This is a genomic window from Pedobacter sp. (assembly GCF_035566355.1).
Classification (GTDB): domain Bacteria; phylum Bacteroidota; class Bacteroidia; order Sphingobacteriales; family Sphingobacteriaceae; genus Pedobacter.
Map to the genome: position 1 here is coordinate 22,582 of NZ_DATMRL010000613.1, position 6,714 is coordinate 29,295.

Genomic DNA, 6,714 nt, shown 5'->3' on the forward strand with positions numbered 1-6,714 from the left:
GACAAGATGTTATTCAGCGAACAAAATTACAGCAGGGGAGCATACCGTGGGAGCATTGAAGTAATTTGCGGCTCTATGTTTTCCGGAAAGACAGAAGAGCTCATCAGAAGGCTTAAAAGGGCAGAAATTGCAAAATTAAAGGTGGAGATCTTTAAACCTAAAACCGATATCCGTTACGATGAAACAGCCGTGGTTTCCCACGATCTGAATTCTGTACAGTCTACCCCTGTTGATAACTCTTCAGCTATTCTTTTTCTCAATGCCGATACCCAGGTGGTTGGAATTGATGAAGCCCAGTTCTTTGATGAAGATCTTCCTGAGGTTTGTAATAAACTAGCTGCCAAAGGCATTCGCGTTATTGTAGCCGGTCTGGATATGGACTTTTTGGGCAAACCTTTCGGACCTATGCCTGCCTTAATGGCGATTGCTGAAATGGTAACCAAAGTGCACGCAGTATGCGTATGCTGTGGAAGCCCGGCGATGTATTCTTACCGAAAAATAGCCAGCGAGGCCAGAGTCTTGCTTGGAGAAAAAGAGAGTTACGAGCCAAAATGCCGTTACTGTTATCATACCAAAGATTAAATTTACCACAAAATTTTACCCAGTTCTTCCAGGAACAGCGTAGCTGCTTTTTTCTTGTATACCCCTTTTTGCCATAAAATGAAAGCTTGTTTATAGCGTTCTTTACCTGCAATAGGAATAGCAATCAGGCTGTCCCAGGTTAAGATGGCCTTTTCGTTCAATATCGTGACCCATGAAGTACTCTCAACCAGTGTAAGCAAAGAGTTGACTTCATTCATCTCAATCCGGATTTTAGGCCTGATGTTCTTCTTACTGAACAATTCGTTCACATAGTCCCTGGAACTGAAGCCTTTTCCCGGAAGAATCAGTTCGAGCGTTGCCAGTTCATTTACGGAGATTTTTTTAAGCGAGGCCAGTGGATTTTTCCTGGAAACCACCATCATGATCCTGGATGAAAAAAGGGGCTGCATTTCGAGCCCTTCATTGTCAGATTCTTCATGAAAGGTTAAAATAATATCCAGTTCCGCAGCTTTCAGTTTTAACTCCAGCAACTCTGGTGTACCATACTCAATAAAAATCTTAATTCCAGGATATTTGGACGAGAAGGGTGAAAGCGCCGGCAGGACCATAGAGCTGAAAGCATAGGTTACGCCGATCTTCAGGTCGCCCGCTTCGAGATGATTAAGTTCGTTGATGGCCTGTTTTGAACGTTTAACATCCTGCAGTATTTTCCTGGCATGCAATAAAAAAACAGACCCCGCTTCCGTAAGCCGGACATGCTTTCCAATCCGGTCAAAGAGCAGCATTCCCAATTCCTCCTCCAGCTGTTTGATCTGCTGTGATAACGTAGACTGGGTAACAAAGCAGGCTGCAGCAGCTTCAGTAAAGTGAAGGTATTCTGCCGCATTTACAAAATAATTCAGTTGTCTGATCTCCATAATTAATCGTTAAAACTAATCAAAATCATTAAAACAATCAATTTTACAACTCAATAGTTTATACCGAAATTTGCAATGTCTTTAAGACACTTATGAAACATGAATATATTTAGATCTTTAAAGTACCGTAATTTCAAACTCTTTTTTTATGGCCAAAGCATTTCCTTAATAGGAACATGGATGCAAAAAACAGCAGTAAGCTGGCTCGTATACCGCTTAACCGGTTCCGCACTTTTACTAGGCCTGGTGGCTTTTGCCAGTCTTATTCCCTCGCTGATCCTCTCCCCTTATGCAGGGAGTTTAATAGACAGACACAACCGTTATAAAATCCTGGTCATTACCCAGGTGGTCTCGATGCTCCAGGCTGGTGCATTGGCTGCAATCATTTTCTTTAAGTTTTACAATATACCATGCATCATCTTTCTAAGTCTGATACAAGGCATTATCAACGCCTTTGACGTAACCTGCAGGCAATCTTTAATGGTTGAAATGGTGGATCAGAAAGAGGACCTTCCAAATGCCATTGCGCTTAATTCGACTATGTCCAATATGGCCCGTATTGTGGGCCCTGCTTTTGCCGGGGTTATCCTCAGTACCTTCGGTGAAGATATTTGTTTTATTGGTAATTTCCTGAGTTATATACCTGTACTGGCTTGTATGTTTATGATGAAATTGAACCTTAGTGTGGTCGAAAGACCGCAAAAAAGCATCTGGGTAGAGCTGGAAGAAGGTTTTAAATATGTATCGGGTGACCGCGAACTGAGCAGCATGATTTTGATGATTGGGGTAAGCAGCTTGTTCGTCATCCCATTCAACACCCTGATGCCGATCTTTGCTAAAGATCTGTTTCATGGAAATGCAGGTACCTTCAGCTGGTTCGAAAGTGCTGCAGGGCTGGGTTCTGTGATCAGTGCCATGTACCTGGCCAATTTAAGATCAGCAAAACCTTTAATGCGGATCATGGTGATTGCCAGTACCGTATTTGGCTTGAGCCTGATTCTCCTGGCTTATTCAGGGATTTTATCCCTGGCCTTGGTTTTTATGACCTTTAGTGGCCTTGGAATGATGGCTCAAACCTCAGCGATCAACACATACATACAAACACATACCATTCCTGCGATGCGGGCAAGGGCGATCAGTTATTACATCATGGCTTACCAGGGGATGATCCCAATAGGAAGTTTGATTATTGGATGGACAGCACAAGCCTTTGGACCAAGACTGGCAGTTTGTCTTGCGGGCCTGATTGGTCTTTGTGCAACCGGACTATTCGTGGTCTATAAAACCAAACGCTCCGGCCGTCAGATATCTATGCAAAATCTACTTCATCTTAGATAACCGCAGGCTCCAAACGTTTAGTTGCGGGCACTGATTTTTTAGATTTTGACTTCTTCATCTTATTCACCCAGATCAGTGTGCCTGTAACAGGCAAACTGGTCGCAATAAGACAAGCAAAAAAATAAATAATCTTCGTAAACATTCCGTACAATTCCCCGGTATGAATCGCTTTGATCGATCCGGAAACCCGCTGGTTAAAAGGCAGATCAGAAAAACGTTCTGTTTTAATCACCTTTGCCGTATACTGATCCATGACGATACGGTCGGCAGCTGCAGGTGCAAAGAAACCGATCTTTGTTTTGCTGATGTTCAGTGCGGCAGCAGAATCGGCAGGGAGGTTAAGTAAATAATCTCCTGGATAGTCCAATACCTGCGACGCAGCATGAAGGTAGTCTGCGATCAGAGGTTTCTCTATTTCCTCCTTAGGCACCACAGACTGTGGACCTTTTTTTTCTTTTTCATCTTTTTCCTGAGCATAGGTTCCAAGCATTTTTCTTAGCCCGGTCCTATACCAGTCAAAGCCCCATTGCGGACCTGTAGAGCCCATACAAAAAAGGAAAATACAAGCATAAAATCCCAGAGTATTGTGTAAGTCGTGATTGGTCCGCTTCCAGCTTCCACTGGTTTTTATCTTAAAGCCCTGTTTCCAGGATTTGATTTTCCTGGGCACCCAAAGTGCGATTCCAGAAAGCACGCCTATGGTAAAAAGAATGGCTGAAACTCCGGTAATATATCCTCCTAATTTACGGTTATCCAGTTCCCCAAAAATTGGCTTCTCAATTTTATCCAGCAACAACCACCTGTGCAGGCTGAAAATAGTGGTCATGAAATTAATGGTTACTGATTTAACTTCTTTTGAATTGCCCAGTATCTGAGCCGTATACGGATTCACATAATAGACAACAGGTTTAGTTTTTCCCTTTTCCCTCCCTTTTTCTTTTCCCTCAGGCTTCTCCGCTCTCTTATGTCCTCCTTTTTTCTTATCTCCCTCTTTTTTTCTTAGCCCGAATTGCCAGGAACGCCCGGCATCAGCAGGTATCCTTACAGAAACAACCTTCCCCTTACTCGCCCTTTCCACAACAGACAGCAACTGTTCAGCAGACAGGACATGCTGACCTGCCTTCTGTTCAACCTTATACAATTCTGGTGTCGCAGCTTCCCGGATCTCATCGTTAAATACATAGATCGTTCCGCAGAAACAAACCACCAATACAATCAAGCCTATAGCCAGCCCAATCCATAAATGGACATCATTCAGAAATTTGCGTGTTTTTGCCCAGTTGGTATCTTTCTTCTTCATTGTATTTAGGTGGTGGGAATTATTTGTGTCCCCAAAAATACTATTTGGAATTAAAATAAATAAGCCTGATCAAAAATAAAATTTAAAAAGGCAGGCTTGGCACAGTTTTATACGTTTTTATATAGTAGAATCTTTTGGTATGCCCTCTTCAGTTGTTGCATCTATGAGTTATATCCCCGAAAGCGCTGTTTTAAGGATTACTTATGTTTCGGGAAGGGTTTATGAATACAAGGATGTGCCCAGACATGTGTATGAAGCAATGAAAGCTGCAGGATCCAAGGGTAGATATTTAAATGAGTTCATTAAAGGACACTACGCTTATAAGCAAGTACTTGACTAGTTAATCCTTCCAAAATGGACACTATAAAAACAACCTCTCCTACAAAGTACTATGTTATTGCCTGGGTTTTCGGGCTCTTATTTTATTTTCTGGACTATGTAGTACGTTCTTCCCCAGCTGTCATGATCCCTCAGCTTTCAGGAGCTTTTGGTGTTTCCACCGTTGGACTCGTTAGTATTGTAGGTACCTATTATTACACTTACTCTACCTGTAGTCTGATTGCAGGTATTGCCCTGGATAGATTTGGTGCTAAATATTCTTTATTTGCAGGGGCTTTGATTCTAGGTCTGGGTTGCCTGCTTTTTATCATCTCCAGCTATTATACCGGGGTAATCGGCCGGTTATTGCAAGGGGCAGGTTGTGCCTTTGCTTTTCCTGGTTGTGTCTATCTGGCTACAAAAGGCTTTTCTCCAAGGTCTTTGGCTACAGCTATAGGTTTTACACAATGCCTTGGGATGCTGGGCGGCTCTGCAGGTCAATTTGTAGTAGGTCCTTTAATGGAGCGCGGAATGGATGAAACTTATTTCTGGACTGTCGCCGGTCTGATCACTATATTCGTCGCAGTGGGGTTACTCCTTATTACACCGCACAATGTACAAGAACATCGTTCATCAAAAGATCTTCATACTCCAGGATTTTTAAGCCCTTACAAAGTCGTATTTTCCAACAAACAGTCTTGGTTTTGCGGTATTATATCTGGGTTACTTTTTGCACCAACCACCATTTTTGCCATGACATGGGGCGTTGCATTTTTTCAAAAGGACCGGAACATGGACTTCCACACCGCAACTCTGGCCAGTGCAATGGTGGCTATGGGTTGGGTATTTGGTTGCCCGCTTTTAGGCTATTTGACCGACAAAATAGGCCGGCGTAAACCTATTTTAATTGGAGGTGCCTTACTAATGATCCTGAGTTTGATCCAATTGCTGTTCCTTCCTGATCTTATGCCCGCATTTGCCAGTACTTTTACTTTGGGTGTAGCTTCCGGAGCAGCGATGATCCCCTATTCTGTGATCAAGGAATCCAATCCTGACCATGTAAAAGGCAGTGCTACGGGCGCCATCAATTTCATTACGTTTGGAGTAACCACATTGCTGAGCCCTTTGTTCAGCAGGTTCTTTGGAAAAACCCTGGAGGCGGCGACAGACAAGACAGGACATTTTCAATCTGCCGGCCTATTCTGGATTGCCGGTATCGGGCTGGCTGTTGTAGTTAGTCTCTTCCTTAAAGAAACAGGACAAGGCGCAAACAAAGCACCAGCTAATCCCGTTACAGTTTAAACAAATCATATTCACTTAAAAATACAGTCATGAGTAAAAAGGTTGCAGATCAAATTGTAGACATGCTGGCTGGCAATGGCATTAAAAGAATATATGCAGTTACCGGTGATAGTTTAAATGAGCTGAATGACGCCGTCAGAAGAGACGGCCGCATTAAGTGGGTACATGTACGAAATGAAGAAGCAGGTGCTTTTGCAGCAGCAGCAGAGGCAGAGCTTAACGGTCTGGCCTGTTGTGCAGGAAGCAGCGGCCCCGGACATGTGCATTTAATCAACGGATTATATGATGCCCATCGTTCCGGTGTGCCGGTTATTGCCATTGCTTCTACTTGTGCGACCCATGAATTTGGCACGGATTATTTCCAGGAAACGAATACCACCCGGCTTTTTGATGATTGCAGTCATTATAACCAGATTGCCAACACCCCTATGCAGGCTACCAGAATGCTCCAGGCAGCCATACAGCATGCCATTCATAAAAAAGGTGTTGCAGTATTTGGACTTCCAGGCGATGTGGCTTCCCTTCCAGCAGAAGAAAGTATTGCTTCTACGCAAAATTACCTGAACACACCAATGATCCGCCCTTCAGATGGAGAATTAAGCCAGTTGGCAGAAATCCTGAACGGCGCCTCCAAAGTGACCATCTTCTGCGGAATTGGTGCCGAAGCAGCACATGATGACGTCGTGGAACTGGCTCGTATTCTGAAAGCGCCCGTTGGTTATTCTTTCAGAGGAAAAATGGGAATACAGTATGACAACCCCTATGAAGTGGGTATGACAGGTTTGCTGGGACTTCCAGCAGCTTATCACAGCATGCACGAAGCTGATGTATTACTCCTTTTAGGCACAGACTTTCCTTATGCACCATTCATTCCTACAGACAAAAAGATCATACAGATAGACGAAAAACCAGAAAAACTTGGCCGCCGGGCGAAACTGGACATGGGTTTATGCGGTAAGATAGAAGATAGTCTTAAAGCTCTTTTTCCTTTACTCC

General features: G+C 43.5%; 7 protein-coding genes. 5 read left to right on the forward strand and 2 right to left on the reverse strand.

What is annotated here, in order from left to right; genetic code table 11:
* Positions 1 to 6 precede the first annotated feature (6 nt).
* Positions 7 to 582 (forward strand): thymidine kinase, encoded by a 576-nt coding sequence (locus VNZ46_RS24015; RefSeq protein ID WP_325563356.1) that lies wholly within the window; start codon positions 7 to 9, stop codon positions 580 to 582.
* A 2-nt stretch (positions 583 to 584) separates the two neighbouring features.
* Here the strand turns inward: VNZ46_RS24015 and VNZ46_RS24020 are convergent, their stop codons facing one another.
* Positions 585 to 1,460 carry a LysR substrate-binding domain-containing protein gene (locus VNZ46_RS24020; RefSeq protein WP_325563357.1) on the reverse strand — a complete coding sequence of 292 codons (876 nt, stop codon included), beginning with the start codon at positions 1,458 to 1,460 and terminating at the stop codon, positions 585 to 587.
* A 99-nt stretch (positions 1,461 to 1,559) separates the two neighbouring features.
* Between VNZ46_RS24020 and VNZ46_RS24025 the strand changes: the two genes are divergently transcribed.
* Positions 1,560 to 2,798: an MFS transporter gene (locus VNZ46_RS24025; protein WP_325563359.1), complete on the forward strand. Its 1,239-nt coding sequence runs from the start codon at positions 1,560 to 1,562 to the stop codon at positions 2,796 to 2,798.
* Here the strand turns inward: VNZ46_RS24025 and VNZ46_RS24030 are convergent.
* Entirely contained in the window at positions 2,791 to 4,098 is a 1,308-nt protein-coding gene (locus VNZ46_RS24030) for a PepSY-associated TM helix domain-containing protein (RefSeq protein ID WP_325563361.1), read from the reverse strand. The genes VNZ46_RS24025 and VNZ46_RS24030 overlap by 8 nt on opposite strands.
* 139 nt (positions 4,099 to 4,237) lie before the next feature.
* On the opposite strand from VNZ46_RS24030, the gene VNZ46_RS24035 reads away from it, so the two are divergent.
* From VNZ46_RS24035 to VNZ46_RS24045, 3 genes are all read left to right on the forward strand, one after another.
* Positions 4,238 to 4,438, forward strand: coding sequence for a KTSC domain-containing protein (locus VNZ46_RS24035; protein ID WP_133778850.1), 201 nt, complete (start codon positions 4,238 to 4,240; stop codon positions 4,436 to 4,438).
* 14 nt (positions 4,439 to 4,452) lie between these two features.
* Positions 4,453 to 5,718, forward strand: a complete 1,266-nt coding sequence (locus VNZ46_RS24040; RefSeq protein ID WP_325563364.1) for an MFS transporter — start codon at positions 4,453 to 4,455, stop codon at positions 5,716 to 5,718.
* Between the two features lie 29 nt (positions 5,719 to 5,747).
* A partial coding sequence (locus VNZ46_RS24045; protein WP_325563366.1) for a thiamine pyrophosphate-binding protein occupies positions 5,748 to 6,714 on the forward strand: 967 nt, incomplete at its 3' end.